General features: G+C 65.4%; 15 protein-coding genes. 6 read left to right on the forward strand and 9 right to left on the reverse strand.

Annotation, left to right across the window (positions count from 1 at the left end; all coding sequences use genetic code 11):
• Positions 1–32 precede the first annotated feature (32 nt).
• The gene (locus GGQ64_RS00320) at positions 33–1,511 is read right to left on the reverse strand and encodes an NAD(P)H-hydrate dehydratase (protein WP_183797715.1); all 1,479 of its coding nucleotides are present in this window, start codon (positions 1,509–1,511) and stop codon (positions 33–35) included.
• 364 nt (positions 1,512–1,875) lie between these two features.
• Here GGQ64_RS00320 and GGQ64_RS00325 point away from each other — a divergent pair, with 364 nt between their 5' ends.
• From GGQ64_RS00325 to hspQ, 3 genes are all read left to right on the forward strand, one after another.
• Positions 1,876–2,214, forward strand: a complete 339-nt coding sequence (locus tag GGQ64_RS00325) for a P-II family nitrogen regulator (RefSeq protein WP_003508042.1) — start codon at positions 1,876–1,878, stop codon at positions 2,212–2,214.
• Between the two features lie 60 nt (positions 2,215–2,274).
• Positions 2,275–3,684 carry a type I glutamate--ammonia ligase gene (glnA, locus tag GGQ64_RS00330; RefSeq protein WP_183797717.1) on the forward strand — a complete coding sequence of 470 codons (1,410 nt, stop codon included), beginning with the start codon at positions 2,275–2,277 and terminating at the stop codon, positions 3,682–3,684.
• A gap of 279 nt (positions 3,685–3,963) precedes the next feature.
• Positions 3,964–4,299, forward strand: coding sequence for a heat shock protein HspQ (hspQ, locus tag GGQ64_RS00335; protein ID WP_183797719.1), 336 nt, complete (start codon positions 3,964–3,966; stop codon positions 4,297–4,299).
• A gap of 97 nt (positions 4,300–4,396) precedes the next feature.
• Here hspQ and GGQ64_RS00340 read toward each other — a convergent pair whose 3' ends face one another.
• Complete coding sequence (locus GGQ64_RS00340; protein ID WP_183797721.1) at positions 4,397–5,020, reverse strand: invasion associated locus B family protein; 624 nt, start codon at positions 5,018–5,020, stop codon at positions 4,397–4,399.
• 262 nt (positions 5,021–5,282) lie between these two features.
• On the opposite strand from GGQ64_RS00340, the gene GGQ64_RS00345 reads away from it, so the two are divergent.
• Together GGQ64_RS00345 and GGQ64_RS00350 are read left to right on the forward strand one after the other, a co-directional pair.
• Positions 5,283–7,100 carry an extracellular solute-binding protein gene (locus GGQ64_RS00345; RefSeq protein ID WP_183797723.1) on the forward strand — a complete coding sequence of 606 codons (1,818 nt, stop codon included), beginning with the start codon at positions 5,283–5,285 and terminating at the stop codon, positions 7,098–7,100.
• Positions 7,101–7,206: 106 nt separating this feature from the next.
• Positions 7,207–7,896 carry a DsbA family oxidoreductase gene (locus tag GGQ64_RS00350; protein ID WP_183797725.1) on the forward strand — a complete coding sequence of 230 codons (690 nt, stop codon included), beginning with the start codon at positions 7,207–7,209 and terminating at the stop codon, positions 7,894–7,896.
• Positions 7,897–7,942: 46 nt separating this feature from the next.
• Here GGQ64_RS00350 and mfd read toward each other — a convergent pair whose 3' ends face one another.
• Both mfd and GGQ64_RS00360 read right to left on the reverse strand, forming a co-directional pair.
• Positions 7,943–11,455 carry a transcription-repair coupling factor gene (gene mfd / locus GGQ64_RS00355; RefSeq protein WP_183797726.1) on the reverse strand — a complete coding sequence of 1,171 codons (3,513 nt, stop codon included), beginning with the start codon at positions 11,453–11,455 and terminating at the stop codon, positions 7,943–7,945.
• Positions 11,452–11,769 (reverse strand): FAD assembly factor SdhE, encoded by a 318-nt coding sequence (locus GGQ64_RS00360; protein ID WP_183797728.1) that lies wholly within the window; start codon positions 11,767–11,769, stop codon positions 11,452–11,454. The genes mfd and GGQ64_RS00360 overlap by 4 nt, the downstream gene beginning before the upstream one ends.
• A 268-nt stretch (positions 11,770–12,037) precedes the next feature.
• On the opposite strand from GGQ64_RS00360, the gene recG reads away from it, so the two are divergent.
• Positions 12,038–14,143, forward strand: a complete 2,106-nt coding sequence (gene recG, locus GGQ64_RS00365) for an ATP-dependent DNA helicase RecG (RefSeq protein WP_183797730.1) — start codon at positions 12,038–12,040, stop codon at positions 14,141–14,143.
• A 104-nt stretch (positions 14,144–14,247) separates the two neighbouring features.
• Here recG and GGQ64_RS00370 read toward each other — a convergent pair whose 3' ends face one another.
• The 5 genes from GGQ64_RS00370 to GGQ64_RS00390 all read right to left on the reverse strand — a co-directional run bounded on the left by GGQ64_RS00370 (position 14,248) and on the right by GGQ64_RS00390 (position 20,634).
• Complete coding sequence (locus GGQ64_RS00370) at positions 14,248–14,946, reverse strand: DUF502 domain-containing protein (protein WP_183797732.1); 699 nt, start codon at positions 14,944–14,946, stop codon at positions 14,248–14,250.
• 22 nt (positions 14,947–14,968) lie between these two features.
• On the reverse strand, positions 14,969–15,487 hold the full coding sequence (locus tag GGQ64_RS00375; protein WP_183797734.1) for a GNAT family N-acetyltransferase: 519 nt from the start codon (positions 15,485–15,487) through the stop codon (positions 14,969–14,971).
• Complete coding sequence (gene glmS, locus GGQ64_RS00380; RefSeq protein ID WP_183797736.1) at positions 15,484–17,310, reverse strand: glutamine--fructose-6-phosphate transaminase (isomerizing); 1,827 nt, start codon at positions 17,308–17,310, stop codon at positions 15,484–15,486. The genes GGQ64_RS00375 and glmS overlap by 4 nt, the downstream gene beginning before the upstream one ends.
• A 210-nt stretch (positions 17,311–17,520) precedes the next feature.
• Complete coding sequence (gene glmU / locus GGQ64_RS00385; RefSeq protein ID WP_183797738.1) at positions 17,521–18,900, reverse strand: bifunctional UDP-N-acetylglucosamine diphosphorylase/glucosamine-1-phosphate N-acetyltransferase GlmU; 1,380 nt, start codon at positions 18,898–18,900, stop codon at positions 17,521–17,523.
• Between the two features lie 90 nt (positions 18,901–18,990).
• Positions 18,991–20,634: a Na/Pi cotransporter family protein gene (locus GGQ64_RS00390; RefSeq protein WP_183797740.1), complete on the reverse strand. Its 1,644-nt coding sequence runs from the start codon at positions 20,632–20,634 to the stop codon at positions 18,991–18,993.
• Positions 20,635–20,720: the final 86 nt, after the last annotated feature.

Raw genomic sequence — 20,720 nt, forward strand, 5'->3', positions numbered from 1 at the left:
TTCTACCGTTTCGCCGACGGCGGCCAAAGTCATTAGATTTGATCGAAGCCATTCAGCACGGTGATGAGATCCTCGGCCGTCGCGCCCGCACCGGCGCGCCGGCCCGCTTCGCCGTGACGCCAGACGCCGGCCGCCGCCGCCTCAAAGGCCGGCATGCCCTGCGCAAGATGGGCGCCGATGATGCCGGCCAGCACGTCGCCCGACCCGGCCGTGGCGAGCCATGGCGGCGCGTTGGCGTTGATCAGCGCCCGCCCGTCGGGCGCGGCGATGACGGTGTCGGCGCCTTTCAGCACGACCGCCGCGTGGCTGTGCGCGGCAGCCTTGCGGGCGCGCTCCACCTTGGACAGGCCGGGATCGGCAGCAATGTCCGGGAAAAGCCTTGCGAACTCCCCGTCATGCGGCGTCAGCACGAGGTCCCCGTCGCCGCCGGCATAGATCTCGAAAAGCGCTTCGGGCCGGTCGCGGAAGGCGGTGATACCATCGGCATCCAGCACCAGCGGACGGCCGCGCAGGGCGGTCACATACGCGCGGGCTTTTTCGAAATCGCCGAAGGCCGGACCGAGCACGAAGGCCGAAAGGCGCGGATCGCCGAGCAGCGCCTCGAGATCGGCGATGTCGTCGACCTGCCGCAGCATGACCGCCGTCAGTTGTGCCGCATTCACCTCCGTCGCGGGTGCGGGCGACAGGAGCGTCACGAGCCCTGCCCCGGCGCGTAGCCCCGCTGCGGCCGACAGCCGGGCCGCTCCTGTCGACATCGGCCCGCCCGAGAAGACCGCCAGATGGCCGTGGCCGTATTTGTGCGCGGACGGATCCGCCTGCGGCAGGCTCATGCGCCAGATCGCCGGCCCGTTCACCCGCAAATGATGCGATGCGGCCGAGACGATCCGCCCCGGTATGCCGATGTCGAAGATTTCGAAATCGCCGCAGAGCGCTCGCCCCGGCATCAGCAGGTGGCCCGGTTTGCGGCACATGAAGGTCACCGTGTGCTGCGCCTGGAACGCCGCGCCGCGGACCTGGCCCGTGCGGCCGTCGACACCGCTCGGCAGATCGACCGCGACGACGGGAACGGCGAGGCTGTTGACCCGGTCGATCAGTGCGCAGACCGACGCGTCCAGATCGCGCGACAGCCCGGCACCGAAGAGCGCATCGATCACGACGTCCCCGGAGGAAGGCGTGTAGTCGCCAAGGGTGAGCGTCGGGCCGGCGTATCGTTGCCGGGCACAGTCGGCGTCACCGCCGGGGGCCGGCTCGCCGAGCCCGTAGAGGTCCACCGGGCAGCCGGAATCGGAGAGCACGCGCGCGGCCACGTAACCGTCGCCGCCATTGTTGCCGGGTCCAGCCAGCACGACAAAGCGTCGGCAGCCGGGAAACAGCCGCAGCGCGGCCGCAGCAACCGCCTGCCCCGCCTTCTCCATCAGTCCGTAGCCGTCGATGCCCGATGCGATGGCGGCGCGATCGATGCCGGCCATTTCCTCAGGGGTGACGACGATTGTTTCCAGTTCGCTGTGCATGACACCACAATGCCTCCAACGCCGGATCCTGCCAACGGCAAATTTCCCGGCAGCAAATGCACGTTATTTATGCATTTGCACGTCTACGGTGCTCAAATTCGATGCTATTCTCGAAATCTGCGGCCGATCTCCATGACAGTGCGCGCCGATCGTCCTCTGCGACATAATTTTTAGGCAGATTGGCATCGCTGTCTTGGGCGGCCGCCGTACCTTTCGAGAGCCCGGCCCAGAAAGAGCGACGCAAATCGTCCCGAACCGGCAAAACTGGCACGGGAAATGCAAAGGTTGGCATGCAAAATGCATTCATGAAGGCGGCAGGAAGCAAATTCCTGCGCAAATGGGAGAAGCGGAGAGACATTTTCTCATGAAAAAGATCGAAGCGATCATAAAGCCGTTCAAACTCGACGAAGTGAAGGAAGCGCTTCAGGAAGTCGGTCTGCAGGGCATCACTGTCACGGAAGCGAAGGGCTTCGGGCGCCAGAAGGGCCATACGGAACTGTATCGCGGCGCCGAATACGTTGTCGATTTCCTGCCGAAGGTCAAAGTCGAGGTCGTGCTCGCGGACGAGAACGCGGAGGCTGTCATCGAGGCCATCCGCAACGCCGCCCAGACCGGCCGTATCGGCGACGGCAAGATCTTCGTTTCCAATATCGAAGAAGTCATCCGCATCCGCACCGGCGAGACCGGCGTCGACGCTATCTAATCCCGCCTGGCCGTCCGGCACGGGCTTTCCACCCCTCCACTACATAGGGACTTTCAAAACATGACGACTGCCAAAGACATCCTGAAGCAAATCAAGGAGAACGACGTCAAGTTCGTAGACCTGCGCTTCACCGACCCGAAGGGCAAGCTGCAGCACGTGACGATGGACATCTCCTGCGTCGACGAAGACATGTTCGCCGACGGCGTCATGTTCGACGGCTCCTCGATCGCCGGCTGGAAGGCCATCAACGAGTCGGACATGGTGCTGATGCCGGACCCGGCAACCGTCCACATGGATCCCTTCTTCGCCCAGTCCACGATGGTGATCTTCTGCGACATCCTGGACCCGATCTCCGGCGAATCCTACAACCGCGACCCGCGCGGCACCGCCAAGAAGGCCGAGGCCTACCTGAAGTCGTCCGGCATCGGCGACACCATCTTCGTCGGCCCGGAGCCGGAATTCTTCGTCTTCGACGACGTCAAGTACAAGGCCGACCCGTACAACACCGGCTTCAAGCTCGACAGTTCGGAACTGCCGTCCAACGACGACACCGACTATGATACCGGCAACCTCGGCCACCGCCCGCGCGTCAAGGGCGGCTACTTCCCGGTTCCGCCGGTCGACAGCTGCCAGGACATGCGCTCCGAGATGCTGACGGTTCTCTCCGAAATGGGCGTGGTCGTCGAAAAGCAGCACCACGAAGTGGCAGCCGCCCAGCACGAGCTCGGTGTCAAGTTCGACACGCTGGTGCGCAACGCCGACAAGATGCAGATCTACAAGTACGTCGTCCACCAGGTCGCCAACGCCTACGGCAAGACGGCAACCTTCATGCCGAAGCCGATCTTCGGCGACAACGGCTCGGGCATGCACGTTCACCAGTCGATCTGGAAGGATGGCAAGCCGACCTTCGCCGGCGACGAATATGCCGGTCTCTCCGAATCGTGCCTCTACTACATCGGCGGCATCATCAAGCATGCCAAGGCCATCAACGCCTTCACCAACCCGACGACGAACTCCTACAAGCGTCTCGTCCCGGGCTATGAGGCTCCGGTCCTGCTCGCCTACTCGGCCCGTAACCGTTCCGCCTCGTGCCGCATTCCGTTCGGCACCGGTCCGAAGTCCAAGCGCGTCGAAGTCCGCTTCCCCGACCCGCTCGGCAACCCCTACCTCGGCTTCGCCGCCATGCTGATGGCTGGTCTGGACGGCATCAAGAACAAGATCCATCCTGGCAAGGCCATGGACAAGGACCTGTACGACCTGCCGCCGAAGGAGCTGAAGAAGATCCCGACCGTCTGCGGCTCGCTGCGCGAAGCCCTGGAAAACCTGGACAAGGACCGCAAGTTCCTGACCGCCGGCGGCGTCTTCGACGACGACCAGATCGACGCCTACATCGAACTCAAGATGGCGGAAGTCATGCGCTACGAAATGACCCCGCACCCGGTCGAGTTCGACATGTACTACTCGGCCTGATGCCGAGCCCTCCGCCCCCGGGCGGAGGCAAAGACCCGAGAAGCCCGGCTCCGAGCCGGGCTTTTTGCTAAAGCGTGTCGCCCAAAAGTGTGCAGCGAAGTCAAAGGTCTAAAGCGCGGCAGAGACCTGAAAGATCACGACGTGCATTGGCCACGCGTGCCGGCCCGACAGGCTCCCGCTTCACTTGGCGGCACAGGCCCCCCGGGGCAGTGAGCCCCGGCGTGAAACCTTGAGTTTTCCGCATTCCTTCCCAGATATACAGTGAAAGGAAGGCCAGACATGAAAGTAAGAACAGCCAAGTACGGTATCGGAGATGTGGTCCGCCATCGGATCTACCCGTTCCGCGGCGTGGTCTTCGACGTTGATCCGGAATTCGCAAACACGGATGAATGGTGGGATGCCATTCCGGCGGAAATCCGCCCCTCGAAGGACCAGCCCTTCTACCATCTGTTCGCGGAAAACGCCGAAACCGAATATGTCGCCTATGTCTCCGAACAGAACCTCGTGCCCGACGACAGCGGCATGCCGGTCCGCCATCCGCAGGTCCGCGCACTCATGGCGCCGGACGACGGCGGCACCTACCACTGGAAGGTCGACGCGGGCATCGTCCACTGACGACGAATGCCGGAGGCGGCAGTAAGCAGGATCGAACGGCAACAAAAAACCCGGCCATTGGCCGGGTTTTTCTTGAAAGCGATGAGGGCGAAGGCCGTTACTGGCTCTTGGCGGCCTTCTGGGCGTCCTCGAGCTTCTTGCGGGCCTCGTCGGCCTTTTTCTGCATCTCTTCCTGCAGCAGGCGCTGGCGCTCCTCGAGCTTGGACTGTTCGATCGGCTCGCCGTCGAATGCGCCGGTGAAGCCGCCCAGCGACATCTTGATCGGGTTCGGCGAACGCTGGAAGTTGACGGAGGTGAAGACAACCTCGCCGCCCTTCTTCAGGCTCGCCAGCATCTGGTCCGAAAGCGGCGCTTCGGCGACGCACTTGTCGGGCATGCAGATGGCGTAGTCGAGCTTCTGCGCCTTCCCGCCGTCGATCTGCATGGCGATGCCGGGCGGGATCAGGCGGGCGCTTGGAACCGAAACCTGCAGGATCTTGCGATTGACCTTGCCCTCGACCGTGATCAGGCCGACGGCCGTCAGCAACTGGCCACCGCCGGCGGTCAGGAGGTTCTGCACGATGCAGACGTCGTTGTCTTCCTGCTTGGTGCAGACCTTGAACCAGCCCTGCGGCGCTTGCGCCTGCTGGGCCGAGGCGGCGGACGGCAGGACTGCTGCGGCGAGCGACACTGCGAACGCCGAAAGCACGGCCTGCTTGGTGAAGATCGATTTGGTGATCATAACGAGTTCCGTCTCCTGAGATCCGATGCCGAGCGCTGTTTCGCCCCTAAGGTGTTTCGGTCAGCTCAGCGCTCTCTGTCGGCGAATTGAGGCATTTGCATGACCCGCTTTTCAGGCATCCTGTACAATGGGCGCCGGCGGATATCCAGTCTTTCGTCGCAATTTTACCCCGACTTCCTGAAAAAGACGGGCCAAGGTTGTTCGGCCGACGCACGATTATGTAAGTTGTCACCGAATCGCGTCTGCATCGCTATGAGGAAACATGTTGCGGCTCCTACTGACAGCATTGTTGATCGCCGTCGCGGCGCCGTCCGCGCGCACGGTGGACGCCGCCCCCCTGCACGGCATCGCGATGCATGGCGAACCGGCGCTGCCGCCGGACTACGAACACTTCCCCTACGTCAACCCCGACGTCCGCAAGGGCGGCGCGATCACATACGGCGTCGTCGGGACCTTCGACAACCTCAACCCCTTCATTCTGAAGAGCATGCGTACCACCGCGCGCGGAATGTGGGACCCCGAGTTCGGCAATCTCGTCACCGAATCGCTGATGCAGCGCTCGCGCGACGAGCCGTTTTCGATGTACGGCCTCCTCGCCGAGACGGTCGAGTGGGACGATGCCCGCAGCTTCGTCCAGTTCAATCTCAACCCGAAGGCGCGCTGGGCGGACGGCAAGCCGGTCACCCCCGAGGACGTGATCTTCTCCTTCGAACTTCTGCGCGACAAGGGTCGTTCCCCCTTCAGCCGCAGGCTCGACGTCGTCGACCGGATGGAGAAAATCGGCGAGCACAGCGTGCGCTTCACCTTCAACGACAAGGCGGACCGCGAATCGCCGCTGCTGCTGGCGCTGTCCCCGGTCCTGCCGAAGCATGCGACCGACGCCGAGGGCTTCGACCGCACATCCCTGCAGTTCCCGCTGGGCTCGGGTCCCTACCGGATCACGGAGGTCAGGCCGGGGGAGAAGATCGTCTTCGAGCGCAACCCGGACTACTGGGGAAAGGACATCCCCTCCAAGGTCGGCTTCGACAACTATGACCGCATCGGCGTCGAATACTTCCTGCAGGAAAATTCGCTGTTCGAGGCCTTCAAGAAGGGCACGATCGACGTCTACCAGGAAGGCAATCCGACCAAATGGGCGCGCGGCTACGATTTCCCCGCCGTCCGGTCGGGCGAGATCGTCAGGGACGAGTTCACCCCGAAGGTGCCCTCCGGCATGCTCGGCTTCGTCTTCAACACCCGCCGCCCGATGTTTGCCGATGCCAGGCTTCGCCACGGGCTTTCGCTCGTGTTCGATTTCGAATGGGTCAACCGGAACCTGTTCGAGGGCGCCTACCGCAGAACCGAGAGCTTCTGGCAGAATTCCGACCTGTCCTCGCTCGGCACCGCCGTCGACGGGCGGGAGAAAGAGCTGCTAGGCCCCGCCCTCGCCCGCATCGAGCCCGCGATCGCCGACGGCAGCTACCGATGGCCGGTGACCGATGCTTCGGGCCGCGACCGCAGGGTGCTGAAGCAGGCCGTGCTGTTGATGAAAGAGGCCGGCTACACGATCAAGGACGGCGTCATGAGCGACGAAAGTGGCCGCCCGCTCGCCTTCGAGATCATGACTCAGAACGCCGACCAGGAGAAGCTGGCGCTGGCCTACCAGCGCTTCCTCCACGCGCTCGGCATCCGCGCCTCGGTGCGAACCGTCGACGATTCGCAATACCAGAGCCGCACCCAGACCTTCGACTACGACGTCATCGTCCGCGCCTACGCCTCTTCGCTCTCGCCGGGACTGGAACAGGCCGTGCGCTGGCGCTCCGATTTCCGCGACCGCGACGGCAGCGAGGCCTTTGCCGGCGCGGACGATCCCGATGTGGGCCGGATGGTCGATGCGATCCTGGCCGCACGCAGCGCCGAGGACTTCCGCTCCGCCGTCCGCGCGCACGACCGGCTGCTGCTTTCCAATCACTATGTCCTGCCGCTCTATCATCTCGGCCGGCAGTGGGTGGCCCGCCACCGCCACATCGCCCGTCCCGAAACCGCCCCGCTCTACGGCTACCAGTTTCCCGTCTGGTGGGATGCGGACGCGCAGCAATGACCACAGTTGCGGCCGGTTACCTGCAGGTAACCCATTGAACTCAGCCGCCCCAGAGCCTATCTCGGCTTAAGGTCGCGACCGGCGGCCCGCAGGAGGTTGATTGGGAATGGAAACCGTAGCGATCGATGTCGTTTCAGACGTTGTCTGTCCGTGGTGCTATCTCGGCAAGAAGCGGCTGGAGAAGGCCATCGAGGCCGTCTCGGACGAGTTGAACGTGTCCGTGACCTTCCGCCCCTACCAGCTCAACCCCGACATGCCGGCGCAGGGCGTCGACCACAAGAAACACCTGGCCGAAAAGCTGGGTGGCGAAGATGCCGTCGACAAGGCCCATGGCATGCTGACCGGCCTCGGTCACGAGGCGGGCATCGACTTTCATTTCGAGACGATCGAACTCAGCCCGAACACGCTGGACGCACACCGCCTGCTGCGCTGGGCGATGATCGAGGGGCCGGACGTCCAGAACCGCGTCTCGCTCGCCCTGTTCAAGGCCTATTTCGAGGACGGCCGGAATGTCGGCGATCGCAACGTGCTGCTCGACATCGCCGAGAAAGCCGGCCTGGATCGCTCCGTCGTTGCAGCGCTGTTTTCGGCCGGCGCCGACGTCGGCTCGGTCAAGGAGGAAATCGGCCTGGCCCGCCAGATGGGCGTAACCGGCGTCCCCTGCTTCATCATCGACAACAAGTATGCGGTCATGGGTGCGCAGAGCGCTGACGTGCTCGCCGGCGCATTGCGCGAAGTGGCGGCGTTGAAGCGGTCGGAGGCCGCAGCCGCCTGCCAGGTTGCCGCCCAGGCCTGACCACCGACCAGCCCGGAAGCCCCGCCGACCGACCCGCTGACGCGGATCAGGCCGCAGCCTGCTTTGCCAGTCCCGCCAGTTGCGTGATCAGTTGCGCGGCCCCCGTCAGCCGCTTTTCCGGCGTCGGTAGGTCGCGCGACAAGAACAGGCTCTGGTCGGGTCGGATCTTGGCCAGCGTGCCCTGCTTGGCGATGTAGCCGACGAGTGCCGCCGGGTTCGGGAATTCCTTGTGGCGGAACTGCACGACAACGCCCTTCGGCCCCGCATCCAGCTTCTCCACATTGGCCGTGCGGCACAGCGACTTGATGTAGACGATCTTCAGGAGATGCTGCACTTCCAGCGGCAGCGGCCCAAAGCGGTCGATCAGCTCGGCGCCGAAGGCATCGATATCGGACAATTCGGTGATCTCGCCGAGGCGGCGGTAGAGGCCGAGCCTCAGATGCAGGTCGGGCACGTAGTCGTCGGGGATCATCACCGGCGTTCCGACCGAGATCTGCGGCGACCAGCCGCTATCGACGATCTCCTCATCACCCTTGATCTCGGCGACAGCCTCCTCGAGCAGTTGCTGGTAGAGCTCGAAGCCGACCTCCTTGATGTGCCCGGACTGCTCCTCGCCCAGAAGATTGCCGGCGCCGCGGATGTCGAGGTCGTGGCTGGCGAGCTGGAAGCCGGCGCCGAGCGTGTCCAGCGACTGCAGCACCTTCAGCCGCCGCTCCGCCGGCGCCGTCAGCTTCTTGTTCACCGGCAGCGTCAGCAGCGCGAACGCGCGCACCTTGGAGCGGCCGACGCGGCCGCGCAGCTGGTAGAGCTGGGCCAGGCCGAACATGTCGGCGCGGTGGACGATCAGCGTGTTCGCCGTGGGCACGTCGAGGCCCGATTCGACGATGGTGGTCGACAGCAGCACGTCGTAGCGCCCGTCGTAGAAGGCGTTCATGATGTCTTCCAGCTCGGTGGCCGGCATCTGGCCGTGCGCAACGGCCACCTTCAGCTCCGGCACGTCCTGCTGCAGGAACTCCTGGATCTCGGCAAGGTCGCTGAGCCGCGGGCAGACATAGAAGCTCTGGCCGCCACGATAGTGCTCGCGCATCAGCGTCTCGCGGATCACCAGGGGATCGAACGGAGAGATGAAGGTGCGCACCGCCATCCGGTCGACCGGCGGTGTGGTGATCAGCGACAGTTCGCGCACGCCCGTCATCGCAAGCTGCAGCGTGCGCGGGATCGGCGTGGCAGAGAGCGTCAGCACGTGCACGTCGCTCTTCAGTTCCTTCAGCCGCTCCTTGTGCTTGACGCCGAAATGCTGCTCCTCGTCGATGACCAGCAGCCCGAGATTGGCAAACTTGATCGAGCTGCCGAGAAGCGCATGCGTGCCGACGACGATGTCGGTCTTGCCCTCGGCCACTTCCTTCTTCGTCAGCGCCAGTTCCTTGGAGCCGACCAGCCGCGAGGCCTGCTGCAGGCGGATCGGCAGGCCGCGGAAGCGGTCGGTGAAGGTCTTGAAATGCTGGCGGGCGAGCAGTGTCGTCGGCACGACGACGGCCACCTGCACCCCATTCATCGCGGCGATGTAGGCTGCCCGCAGCGCCACTTCGGTCTTGCCGAAGCCGACGTCGCCGCAGACCAGCCGGTCCATCGGCCGGCCGGCGCCCAGGTCCTCGCGCACCGCATCGATGGCGCTCGCCTGGTCCTCGGTCTCGTCATAGGGGAAGCGCGCGGCGAACTCGTCATAGACGCCGTCCTGCGCGGCGAGCACCGGTGCATGGCGCACCAGCCGGGCGGCGGCGATCTGGATCAGGCCGTTGGCCATGTCCAGGAGCCGCTTCTTCAGCTTGGCCTTGCGCGCCTGCCAGGCGACGCCGCCGAGTTTGTCGAGGATCGCATCCGTCCCCTCGCCGCCGTAGCGCGAAAGAAGGTCGATGTTCTCCACCGGCAGGAACAGCTTGGCGTCGTCGGCATAGCGCAGCTCCAGGCAGGCATGCGGCGCACCCGCTGCCTCGATGGTGCGCAGGCCGATGAAGCGGCCGATGCCGTGCTCGGCGTGGACGACGATGCTGCCCTCGTCCAGCCCCGCCACTTCCGCTATGAAATCCGCGCCCCGCTTGCGCCGGCGCGTACGGCGGACCATGCGGTCGCCGAGGATGTCCTGCTCGCCGATGAAGACAAGGTCGCCCGTCTCGAATCCGTTCTCCAGGCTGAGCACGGCCGAACCCGCCTCGCCCGGCTTCAGCTTGCGCAGGTCTGAAAGATCGGTGACGCCGACGACATTGCCGAGGCCGTGCTCGCTTAGAACCTGCATGAGCCGGTCGAGCGAACCCTCACTCCATCCGGTCACCAGCACCTTCCTGCCTGCCACGCGCAGGTCGGCGATGTATTTCACCACCTGGTCGAAGACGTTGACGCGTTCGCCGGCACTTTCTCCGTCCTTGGCCGCCTTGGCCCACCGAGCCCCTGCGCGCGCCTCGATCGCGAAGACCCGGCGCGCCTCGCCCTCGTGCTCGTTGAAGGGCGAGATGCGGATCGCGTCGTGCTCGTTCAGAAGGGCTGCGAATCGGTCATCGTCGAGATAGAGTGCGCCTGGCGGCACCGGCTTGTAGGGCGTGGCCTGCGCCAGCTGGCCCTTGGCCGAGGCCGAGCTCAAACGTGCCTCGTAATAGTCGCGAACGAGCTTGGAGCGTTCCGCCGCCGCCTCGCGGGCTGCGTGATCGGTGACGATGCGAAAGCCCTTCAGATAGTCGAACGCGGTCTCCATCTCGTCGTAGAACAGCGGCAGCCAGTGCTCCATGCCGGCATAGCGCCGCCCCTCGGAAACGGCCTGGTAAAGCGCGTCGTCGCGGGTCGCCGCACCGAACAGCGACAGGTATTCCTTGCGGAAGTGGCTGATCGTCTCCGGCGTCAGCGTCACCTCGCTCATCGGGTTGAGGTCGAGGCTCCTCGCCTGCCCGGTCGTGCGCTGGCTGGCGGGATCGAAAGTGCGGATGCTCTCCAGCGTGTCGCCGAAGAAATCGAGCCGCACCGGTTCCTCGCTTCCGGGCACGAAGACGTCGAGGATGCCGCCTCGCACGGCATATTCGCCGACTTCGCGGACGGTCGCCACGCGCTCGAAGCCGTTGCGTTCGAGCCGGGCGGCCAGATCGTCCATCCGAACCTGATTCCCCGGGCGGGCGGCAAAGGCGAGACCGCCGATGACCTGCCGCGGCGCCATCTTCTGCAGCATGGCATTGACGGTGACGAGAACGATGGCCGGATGCGGCTTGTCGGCGTGTGCGATCAGCGCCGACAGCGCCGACAGCCGGCGCGCCGAGGTATCCGCGCTCGGCGAGACACGGTCATAGGGCAGACAGTCCCAGCCGGGCAGCGTCAGCACCGGGATGTCGGGTGCTGCGAACCCCAGCATCTGCTCCATGTCCCCGATCCGCTGGCCGTCCGACATGACATAGGCGACCGGGCCGAGCGTGCGAGCGATCTCGGCAAGCACCAGCGGCTCCGCACCGCTCGGAACCGAACCGATCGTGGCCGGCTGGCCGATCGTCGCAAGGGCAGAGGTGTCGAGGCCGGGGATCATTTCGCTTTTCCGAAGGTCTCCGCCGTGACCGGCGAGAAGTCAGGGGTGAACGCACAGATGCGCGGGAACAGGCCGGTCAGGAAACGGTCCGGAACCGGCCGTTCGCCCGTCACCCACAGGACGAGGTCGCGGTCATGCTCCGCCATGATCTCCTCCAACTCGTCCAGTTCGGCTTCGGAGAGCGTCTCGACCTCGGCATCGGCAAAGGTACCGAGCACCAGGTCCATCTCGCGGATGCCGCGATGCCAGCAGCGAAAGAGGATGCGCTTGCGGCGCGGTTCGATATCTGCGCTGGAACGTGTGGTGCCCGTCATGGCCGTCTTTCCCGCATGGCTAGCCGCCCGTCCGTCTCATTTCGGGCGCACGGTCGAAGCGCAGGCTGCCGGCGGACCGGAAGCGGCCCAGGGCAGGATTCATGCGCAAATTCAAGTTCTACCCGCAACCGCCGGCTCTCTTTCGGGGCGTCAGGCGCAGGCGAGCGCCCGGCGCGGATGCACGCAGACGATCGCCGCGTCTCTATAGACGCTGGAAAGCGGATTGTCAGCCTTGCCAAGCGGCAATTGTCCGGCGCATTTTTGCAGCATGCGTCCTGCCCTGCTCGATCCCCTGTTCGCCTCCCTCGCCTCGCTGCCCGGCATCGGGCCGAAGACGGGCGAGCTGTTCGCCAAACTGCTCGGCCACGAGAGCATCGACGACTGCCGCGTCATCGACCTCGTGTTCCACCTGCCGCACAGCCTGATCGACCGGCGCAACCAGCCGGGCATCATGCACGCCCCGCAAGGGGCGATCGTCACCGTATCCGGCCGTGTCGACCGCCACCAGCCGCCGCCGCCCGGCAAGTCGTCCGTGCCCTACCGCGTCTTCCTGCACGACGATACCGGCGAGCTGGCGCTGACCTTCTTCCGCGCCAAGGGAGACTGGCTGACAAAGAGCCTGCCGGTGGACGAACAGGTGATCGTCAGCGGCAAGGTGGACTGGTTCAACGGCCGTGCCTCGATGGTCCATCCGGACTTCATGGTGAAGGCCTCGGAGGCCGCTACCATGCCGCTGGTCGAGCCCGTCTACGGTTTGACGGCGGGACTTTCGCCGCGCACCCTGCGCAAGGCAGTCGAGGCGGCCGTCGAGCGGGTCCCGCCTCTCCCCGAATGGATCGACGGCCCGCTGGTCGCCCGCCAGGGATTTCCCGCCGCGTCCAACGCCTTTTCCGCCCTCCATCATCCCTGCGACACTCTCGATCTCGATCTGCAGGCGCCGGCCCGCCGCCGGCTTGCCTATGACGAGTTCCTGGCCGGCCAGATCTCGCTGGCGCTGGTTCGCCAGACGCTGCGGCGCGTCGCCGGCCGCCCGGTGACGGCGACAGGCGCCCTGTCGGAGCCGGTGCTGGCCGCCCTGCCGTTTGCGCTCACCGGCAGCCAGCAGACGGCGATCGCCGAGGTCAAGGCGGACATGGCGACCGACCAGCGCATGCTGCGGCTGCTGCAGGGCGACGTCGGCTCCGGCAAGACGGCCGTCGCCCTGATGGCGATGCTGGCCGCTGTCGAGTCTGGCGGCCAGGCCGTGCTGATGGCGCCGACGGAGATCCTCGCCCGCCAGCATCATGCGACGCTGTCGAAGATGGCCGAACCCGCCGGCGTCACCCTCGATGTGCTCACCGGCCGGACCAAAGGCCGGGAACGCGACCAGATCCTGGAGCGCATCGAAAGCGGCGAGACGAACATCGTCGTCGGCACGCATGCGCTGTTCCAGGACAACGTCGTCTATCGCGACCTCGCCCTTGCAGTGGTCGACGAGCAGCACCGCTTCGGCGTCCACCAGCGGCTGCGGCTGACGGCGAAGGGGATCTCGCCACACATGCTGGTGATGACGGCGACGCCGATCCCGCGCACGCTGGTGCTGGCCGCGTTCGGCGACATGGACGTCTCCAAGCTCACCGAGAAGCCGGCCGGCCGCAAGCCGATCCAGACCGTCATCATGCCGCAGGAGCGGACCGGCGAGATCGTCGAGCGACTGCGTACGGCGATCAGCGAAGGCAAGAAGGGCTACTGGATCTGCCCGCTCGTCGAGGAAACGGAAGAATCGGACCTGATGTCCGTCGAGGAGCGCCATGCGACGCTTGCCGGCGTCTTCGGCAACGCGGTCGGCCTCGTGCACGGCCGCATGAGCGGGCCGCAAAAGGACGAGGCGATGCTGGCCTTCAAGAGCGGCGAGACCCGCTTGCTGGTCGCCACCACCGTGGTCGAGGTCGGCGTCGACGTCCCCGACGCAACCATCATGGTCATAGAGCACGCCGAACGCTTCGGCCTCGCCCAGCTCCACCAGTTGCGCGGCCGCGTCGGGCGCGGCGACGGCGCCTCGTCCTGTATCCTGCTCTACAAGGGCCCGCTCAGCGAGAACGGACGCGCCCGGCTCGGGATCCTGCGCGAGACCGAGGACGGCTTCCGCATCGCCGAGGAAGACCTGAAGCTGCGCGGCGAAGGCGAACTGCTCGGTACCCGCCAGTCCGGCACGCCCGGCTTCCTCGTCGCCAGCATCGAGGCGCATGGCGACCTGCTGGAGATCGCTCGCAAGGAGGCGGCCTACACGCTGGAAAAGGATCCGCAGCTGGAAAGCGAGCGCGGACAGGCGATCCGCACGCTCCTCTATCTCTACCGCCGCGACGAGGCGATCCGTTTCCTGCGCGCGGGTTAAAGCATGTCGCGCAAAGTGTGCAGTGGTCTTGCGACGACGACATGCATAACATCCAAGCGCTAAAGCACAGGAGCGAATCTGAGAGATCGCAACGTACTTTAGCGCTATTTCCTGAACTTATCCTTGAGCTTCGCCTTGAACGGCATCGGCGCAGCCAGCAGCTTGTCGGGCGGGTTGACAAGGCCGACGGAGATGATCAGCTTGGCGGCATCCTCGGCGCTCATGTCGAGCAGCACGATCTTCTCGCGCGGCACGAAGACGAGATAGCCGGCGGTGGGAAACGGCGTCGGCGGCAGGAAGCAGGCGACCATGTCGCGCCCCATGGCGTCGAACTTCGACTTCATCTCGCCCTTGGCATCGGTCGCGATAAACACCACCGACCACAGGCCAGCGCTCGGATATTCGATCAGGCCCGCCTTGTTGAAGGAGGTGCCCTTCTCCTTCAGCACCGATTCGAAGATCTGCTTGAGGCTCTTGTAGATCGTGCTGACCAGCGGCGTGCGGTTGAGAATCGTCTCTCCGAAATTGACGATCGACCGTCCGATCAGGTTCTTGCCGAGGAAGCCGACGAGCGTAATCACGACCAGGGCGATCAGGAGCCCGAAGCCGGGGATGGCGAACTGCAGATAGCTCTCGGGATTGTAGCGATTCGGAATATAGGGCTTCACCCAGCTGTCGGCCCAGTGGATGAACGTCCAGGTCAGCCAGATCGTGATCGCGATCGGCGCGCAGATGACCAGCCCTGTCAGGAAATTGTTTCGCAGCCGCGTGGCCACGGAAAGTCGCGGAATGATATCGGTCATCGCCATCCAGCCGCCGGGAGCCTCAGCCGTAGAAGGCCGGATGATAGGTAACCGTTCCGCCCGCGTAAACCGATGAAAACGCAACCCGCATGAAATACTCGTGAGGGATCCCCGGCGAGGTGAAGGCCGGATCCGTAGCGAAGCCGAACCGGCCGTAATAGGCGGGACTCCCCGCCAGCACGCATCCTTTGGCGTCGAGTGTGCGAAGCCGCTCCAGCCCCGTGCGGACCAGCGTGCTGCCGATTCCCGACCGCTGGCGCGACGGCCGGACCGAAATCGGGCCGAGCCCGTACCATCCCTTGCCCTGGCCCCCGCCTTGGCCTTCGCCCTCGCCCGAGATCGTCACCGGCGAGAAGGCCACGTGGCCGACCACCTCGCCGTCCTCGTCGGCGACGAGCGAGAACGTCAGCGCACCGGCCGCGCGAAGGCGCTCGATGATCGCAGGCTCGGTGCCGTCGCTGTAGACCATGGGCGCGAAGGCTTCCGCGGTCAGCGCACCGATCGCAGCAACGTCGGCCGGAGTCTCGTCGCGGATGATCATTCCACCGTCACCGATTTTGCCAGGTTGCGCGGCTGGTCGACGTCGGTGCCCATGACGACGGCCGTGTGGTAGGCGATCAGCTGGATCGGCAGCGCGTAGAGCACCGGCGCAATGATCTCGTCGACCGCCGGCAGCACGATCGTCGCCATCGTCTCGAGCTTCGTCGCGGCCGCGCCGCGCTCGTCGGTGATGAAGATGATCCGCCCGCCGCGGGCAGCCACTTCCTGCATGTTCGAGACGGTCTTTTCGAAGAAGCGGTCGAACGGCGCGATCACGATCACCGGCATGTTCTCGTCGATCAGCGCGATCGGCCCGTGCTTCAGTTCGCCGGCCGCATAGCCCTCGGCATGGATGTAGGAAATCTCTTTCAGCTTCAGCGCGCCCTCCAGCGCCAGCGGATAGCTGGTGCCGCGGCCGAGATAGAGCACGTCGCGGCACTTCGACAACTCGCGCGCCAGAAGCTCGACGGCCGGCTGGATGGTGTTCAGCACGTTGGCGATCAGCCGCGGCGTCTCGGCGAGGTGGCGCACCAGCGCGTTCTCGTCGGCAGCACTCAGCGTACCGCGGGCATGCGCCGCCTGGATCGCCAGCGAGGCGAGGACCGCGAGCTGGCAGGTGAACGCCTTGGTGGAGGCGACGCCGATCTCCGGGCCGGCCAGCGTCGGATAGACGACATCCGCCTCGCGGGCGATGGTCGATTCCGGCGCGTTCACGATCGCGCCGATCTTCAGCCCCGCTTCCTTGCAGTAGCGCAGCGACGCCAGCGTGTCGGCCGTCTCGCCCGATTGCGAGATGAACAGCGCCGCCGAGGTCGGGTTCAGCGGCATTTCGCGGTAGCGGAACTCCGAGGCGACGTCGATCTCCACCGGCAGGCGGGCCAGCCGCTCGAACCAGTACTTGCCGACGAGCCCCGCCAGGTAGGCGGTGCCGCAGGCCGAGATAGCGAGGCTCGAAACCGAAGCGAAATCGATCTCTTCGGCCGGTGTCTTCACCTTGTTTCCGATGAAGTCGATATAGTGGCTCAGCGTGTGCGACACGACTTCGGACTGCTCATGGATCTCCTTTTCCATGAAATGCCGGTGGTTGCCCTTGTCGATCATGTAGGCGGCAGCGCTCGAGACCTGCCGGCGCCGCTCGACGGGATTGCCCTCCAGATCGAAGATGTGGGCCCCGTTGCGCCCGACCACGGCCCAGTCGCCGTCGACCAGATAGGTGATCTCGGAGGTGAAGGGAGCGAGCGCGATCGCGTCGGAGCCGAGGAACATCTCCCCCTGCCCGTGGCCGATCGCCAGCGGCGGGCCATTGCGGGCGACCATGATCGTCGACGGATCGTCCTCGAACATCACCGCCAGCGCATAGGCGCCGCTGACCCGCTGCAGCATCGAAAGCATCGCGTCGCGCCGGCCATAGCCTTCGCGCCGCAGCTTCGCCAGAAGCTGGGCCACGACCTCCGTGTCGGTCTGGGTGGCGAACTCCGCCCCCCCGGCGATCAGTTCATCCTTGATCTCGGAGAAATTCTCGATGATGCCGTTGTGAACGACGGCGACGCCGTCGGTGAAATGCGGGTGCGCATTGCCTTCCGTCGGCGCGCCGTGCGTCGCCCAGCGGGTGTGGGCGATGCCGATCGTGCCGTCGAGCGGCTTTTCGGCTAGTCGCGCCTCCAGATTGACGAGCTTGCCCTCGGCCCGCCGGCGATCGAGCCGCCCGTCGAGGATGGTCGCGACGCCGGCCGAATCATAGCCGCGATACTCGAGCCGCTTGAGCGCCTCCACCAGCCGCCCGGCCACCGGCCCTGCCCCGACGATGCCGACAATACCGCACATGAAACCACCCCATTTTTGGCCCGGCCGCGCGTGCCACCGACCTTGCAGCGGAAACACGGACCACACGATTGATCGACGCATAACGCCCGCCGAAAATCGATTCAGACTTTCGGAGGCATGCGGTGTAGCTGGCGCACTCTGGTAGCGATTTTTGCAGCGAGCGCAATCACCTAGCGCTCACTTTCGATTTCATGCGGTAATGCCGATGGCCTATTCGGCGGCCTTTTTGCGCGCCGCCTTGACCGCCGCGTTGCGCTCGCGGATCAGCTTCGCGCGCTCCGGCTTGTTCTCCTGCCGCGCGCGGCCGAAGGCAACCGCATCGTCCGGGACGTCCATTGTGATGATGCTGCCGGAAGCGACATAGGCGCCGTTGCCGATCGTGACGGGGGCCACCAGCGCCGAATTGGAGCCGATGAAGGCGTTCGCACCGATTCGTGTCTCATGCTTGTTGATGCCGTCGTAGTTGCAGGTGATCGTGCCGGCGCCAATGTTGCTGCCGGCGCCGACGAAAGCGTCGCCGATATAGGTCAGGTGGTTGACCTTGGCGCCCTCGCCGATCTCCGCCTTCTTCACCTCGCAGAAATTGCCCACCTTCGATCCGGCGCCGAGGTTGGCCCCCGGGCGCAGCCGCGCGAACGGGCCGACCGTGGCGCCGAGCCCGACATGAGCGCCTTCCAGATGCGAGAAGGCATGGATGACCGCGCCGCTCTCCACCGTCACGCCCGGCCCGAACACCACGTTCGGCTCGATCGTCACGTCCTGAGCAATCTGCGTGTCGTGGGACAAAAACACCGTCTCCGGCGCGATCATCGACACGCCGGAGAGCATCAGCGCGGTGCGCCGCCGCTGCTGCCAGAGCCGCTCGATGAAGGCGAGCTCGGCGCGGGTGTTGCAGCCGGTCAGTTCCTCCTCCGGTGCTTCGACGGCCGTCGCATGGCCGCCGGCGGCCCGGACCACCTCGACGATGTCGGTCAGGTAATACTCGCCCTTGGCATTGGCATTGCCGATCTTTTCGATCAGTTCCAGCGCCTTGCGGCCGTCGATCGCCATCAGGCCGCCGTTGCAATAGGCGATCTCCCGTTCCTTCGGCGTGGCGTCCTTTTCCTCGCGGATCGCCAGAAGCTCACCATCCTCGACGATCAGGCGGCCATAGCCGAAGGGATCGGCCGCCATGAAGCCGACGACGACGACGTCGCTGCCTGCGGCAAGCCCGGCGCGTGCGGCCTGCAGGGGCGCCGCAGTCAGGAGCGGCGTGTCGCCGAAGACGACGAGAACGTCGTCATAGCCTTTTTCGATGGCGCCGCGGGCGGCGAGCACCGCATGCGCCGTGCCGAGCCGTTCCTTCTGGATGAAGGTTTCGGAATGCACCGCCGAATGCCGAGCGGCCGCCTCCACCTTCTCCGCGTCGCGGCCGAGCACGAGCGCGACCTCGGTGATCCCCGCGCCCGAAAGCGCCTCGACCACATGGGCGATCATCGCGCGGTTGCCGATCGGATGCAGCACCTTCGATTGCGAGGATTTCATCCTCGTGCTCTCGCCCGCCGCCAGGATGATCGCCAGGCAGCTGCGTTTCGTCTCGTCCTTGTGCATCGACATCCTCGTAAAACTGATCGGGTGCCGTTCCATATCAAACGAGCCCGGTCGGAGACAAAGGGAATCCGCGTCTATGCCTTGCCTCGTCTATTCGGTGCCGCGCAGCCGGCTCTCGACCAGGAGGCCGCTCTCGTCGAGGATCGGATAGGCGACCGAGACCAGGTGGGCGTTGATCCGCTTGAGGTCGCGCAGCATGTCGAGATGCAGCGAACTCGTCTGCAGGCTCTCCATCCTGCCGTCGCGCAGCCGGGCAAGATGCCGCTCGGATGACTGCTTCTCCATGTGCCGCACGGCGACCTTGACTTCCACCAGTTGCCTGGCGAGCGCGAAATCGCGCGACACCAGGATCGTCTGCGCGATCCGCAGGTTCTCGATCGTGAGGTTGAACAGCCCGGAAAGCTCGGCATAGCCGTCGCTGGAAAACCGCAGGCCGTTGGCGACCTTCTTGCGCACCTGCTCCTGCAGGCCCTTCTCGATGATGTCCCCGACGTGTTCGAGATTGATCGCATAATCGATGATGACGATCGAGCGGGCGCCGTTCTCTGCGCTCAGCCCCTTGTTGCCGAGGCGCGACAGATAGATCTTGATCGCCTGTTGCAACTCGTCGACCTGTTTCTCCAGCACACCGATCTTGGCGAGTTCGGCCAGGTTGTTCTCCTCGAAAGCCTTCATCGTATGGATGAGCATCGCCTCGATCACGTCACCGACGCGCAGAACCTCCCGCGCAGCCCCCGATAGCGCCACGACCGGCGTCTCGAGCGCCGCCTCGTCCAGATACTGCGGGCCGGTCTCGGCCGGCGGCTCGTCCGGCACCAGCCGCTCCATCAGGCGCGCCAGCAGCGGTGAAAGCGGCCAGAAGACCAGGGCCACGGCGATGTTGAAGGCAAGGTGCGCATCCACGGGCAACTTCGCAAGCGGCAGCGGCAACCGCAGCAGCGCCTCCGCCGCGATGCCGGCGAAGGGCAGCACCGCAAGGCAGCCTGCCGCACGCACGAGCAGGTTACCAAGCGTTACCCTGCGCGCCGGCGCGGGCGAGCGGAACGTGGCGATGACCGGTGGAACGGCGCCGCCGAGATTGGCGCCGAGGACCAGGACCACGGTGAGCCCGGGCGAGATGATACCGGTGGCCGAAAGCGACAGGATCAGCACGACGACCGCAAGGCTCGAGGACGAGACGAAGGCGAGCACCGTCGAAAAGGCGAGTGCCACCGGCCATGCGCCGTCGAGAAGCGTCAGAAACGCCGCAAGGGCTGCCGACTGGCGCATCGGCTCCGTCGCCTGGCCGAGCAGATGCAGCGACAGCAGCATCAGGCCGATGCCGACGAGGGCAGCGCCTGCGCCCTGCCTGAACGTGGAACTGCCCTTGTAGAGGACGACCCCCGCCAGGATGATGAGCGGCGCCAACCATTCGATCCCGGTCGCGACGATCCAGGCCGTCACGGCCGTGCCGACATTGGCACCGAGCAGGACGATCTGCGCCATGCGCGACCGGATCAGGCTCTTTTCGACGAAGGAGGCCGTCATCAAGGCCGTCGCAGTCGAGCTCTGCAGCGCGATCGTGGCTAGGAAGCCGGACACGAAGGACCGCAGCGAACCGCCCGTGCCGAGCGCCAGCCCCTTGCGTAACCGGCTGCCGAAGGCACGCGTGACACCATCCTTCACCTGCGCCAGCCCGAACAGGAGCAGGGCCACCGCGCCGAACAGATTGATCATCACGGTCGTCGATTCCATGCCAACGCCTTTTCTGTCACGCCTGCTCCGCCATTCCGGAACCGTACCACGCCGTAACGGCTGACGGGCGAGAATCGCAGAAGCTT

Origin of the sequence: Mycoplana azooxidifex (assembly GCF_014196765.1) — a bacterium.
Lineage (GTDB): Bacteria > Pseudomonadota > Alphaproteobacteria > Rhizobiales > Rhizobiaceae > Mycoplana > Mycoplana azooxidifex.